1 pseudogene is annotated in these 2,658 nt (G+C 63.5%); it reads right to left on the bottom strand.

Annotated elements, in window-relative coordinates:
- Nucleotides 1-2,634: pseudogene (locus EN749_RS33870) on the bottom strand (autotransporter outer membrane beta-barrel domain-containing protein); the annotation flags it as partial.
- Between the last annotated feature and the right edge of the window lie 24 nt (nt 2,635-2,658).

Here is a 2,658-nt window from a genome sequence, read left to right as displayed (position 1 = left end):
AACAGTGTCACCAACACGCAGAAAACCGCCGAACTGGGCGGTTTTCTGCGTGTAGGTGACACTGTTGCCGATGCCAGGCAGCAATGCCTCCGGCAGATAATCGCCGATCAGCGTTTCGCCCGGAATGAAGGCCACCTGATCGAGATGCGTATCGCGCTCGCCCTTGAAGGAGCCGGTGCCGCCGCCGAGTGCGAAGTCGATGAAGTAGTTCTTGTCGGCATATTTCGCCAGCGCATACGCCTGCCAGGATTCGCCTGTCGTGGCCGACAGCAATTCGCCGTTGAAATCGATCTTCGAGTCGAATTCGGTCCGGCCTATCGTTGCGCCGAGCGACCAGTGCTGGCTGACCTCGCCAATGCCGCCAAGCGACATCGTCTTCATGACGTCGTCTCGGCTGGTGGTGCCGGCCCCAGCGTCGCGGCTGTACTCGGCTTGCGGACTGATCGACGCCCAGACACAACGTCCGTCGGGATCCTTGTAGGCGGGAACGCCGGTGCATTCGCGCGCGGCCTCCAGCATGATGTCCGTGGAGCGGTTGATCATCTCGAATGTGTGCACGGCATAGTGCGGCGTCAGCCGCGTCAGGGCCGAGCCGAGCTCCATTTCATCGGGCAGGAAGCGCAGCATGTTGATCAACAGCGCCATCGGATTGTCTGGGCTCGAAGAAGCCTCGACATCATCGAGATACTGCGCCATCTGGAAGACGCCGGGATCGGTCGTGCCGGAGTTAGGATCCTGTGCCAACTCCAGGAAAGTCGGATTGTCGGCATAGAGAACCAGATCCGTTCCGCCGACCACCTTGGTCAGGAAATTGAAGCCGACCGCCGGATGCAGCGTCGTGGGCGTGATGCCGGAATCGGTCATCGCCGATCCGGTGGCCAGCACATATTCGGCGAACAATTTGTCGATCGACAGGAAATTCAACGGCGCCTCACCATCGAAGTCTCCGGCCACCGTTAGTGCCAGGGCATCCGTGATCTGGTTGTTGAGATCGACGTCGGTGACGAAGTCGCCCGAGAATATCTGCGTGAAGCCGCTCGTGACATCCACTTTGGCCACGACGCCGATGCCCTGATTGGTAAACAGCCCGTCATTGGTGAACTTGCCGCCGCCGAGATCGATGGTCTTGAGGCCGACCATCGAGGCGTCGGCGATATTGTGGAAGCTGTTCGTGCCGCCGCCGAGGTCCATGTTGCCGATCACCCGTCCGAGCGTGTCGGCGCTCTTCGAATTCTCCACATGGTCATCGCCCGATGTGCCGGTGATAGCCAGTGGGCTGAAATCGTCCAGAAGCGATTCCAGGATCGCATTCGTCGGCACGACGGGACCGGGCGCCAACAGGAAGGCTTGGAATGCCTGAAATTGCGACGCCTGGATGGTGAAACTCGGCGTTGCCCCCATCGCATAGAGCAGGCTGTGGTTGTTCAGCGTGTTGTCTGCGCCCCCGACAAGCATCGCCGCCACGCCGGTTCCGGCACCGCCGATCGTGTACTGGCCATTCAGGTTGATGGTGATGTTGCCCTTGGCGCCCTTGGCCGTGCTCTCGCCATACACAGCCACGGAATCCGCACCTTGCGCGAACAGGCTGTCACCCGCCGTCAGATCGACCGCATGGGCATTGCCGTCGCCTGTCGCGCTCTGGCCGAACATCGCATACGAACTTGCGCCCTTGACCCAGACTTGGCTGTCCGTGCTAGCGGCCGACGCCGCAGCGTCGCCGATACCACCTTGCGAGCCGGCCGCCGACTGGCCCATGGCCAGCGAATCCATGCCGCCGGCGCCACCGCCACCGCCCACCGCCTGGGCAACGACGCCGTGTCCACGGTCGCCATCGGTCTCAATGGCGCCGGACTGGATGATGGTTACCTTGCCGCCGGTGCCCTTGGTGCCACCAGGCGTGTTGAAGCCGATAGCGTTTGGCCCGCCGCCGTCGTCGTCGGCGCCAAAGCGGCCGAAACCGGCACCACCGATGCCGCCGCCGCCACCGACCGACTGCGCGATGATGGCGATGGAATCCTTGCCCGTCGTCGTGATCGTGCCGGTGCGGATGACGGTAACATCGCCGCCATCGCCGCCATTGCCGCCGAGACCGCCAATGGCCAACGCATTCGAGCTCTTGCCCTTGGCGTCGCCGCCATAGCCGCCACCGCCGCCGACCGATTGCGCGACCACGCCATGCGCGCGCTCGCCATGGGTGATGATGGTGCCGGAAACCGTGACATCGACCTTGCCGCCATTGCCGCCATTGCCGCCGAAGCCGCCAAGCTGCAGCGCAACCGACTCGTCTCCCGCCGTGTCGGCCGATACCACGCCGCCATAACCGCCGCCGCCGACGGACTGGGCGAAAATGCCGAGCGCTCCATCCTTCCAGGTTTCGATGATGCCGTCATTGTTGACCGTGACATGGCCGCCATTGGAGCCGTCGCCGCTCGGCAGAGAAATCGCGCCGCCGATCGTCATGTCGGCCTCCGAAGCGTTGGCCGCGGCACCCGAAGCACCGCCGCCACCGCCTACCGATTGCGCGAAAATGCCGTGCGAAAGATAGCCGAGCGTGGTGATCTTGCCATGATTGTCGACGATTACGTCGCCACCGCTGCTGCCCCCACCGCCCAGCCCGCCGATCGCCAGCGTCACCGACGTTTCCGCGCTGCCTGTCTC

The organism is Mesorhizobium sp. M7A.F.Ca.ET.027.02.1.1 (assembly GCF_004022985.1).
Taxonomy (GTDB): domain Bacteria; phylum Pseudomonadota; class Alphaproteobacteria; order Rhizobiales; family Rhizobiaceae; genus Mesorhizobium.
This window is presented reverse-complemented; position numbering and strand designations above follow the sequence as displayed.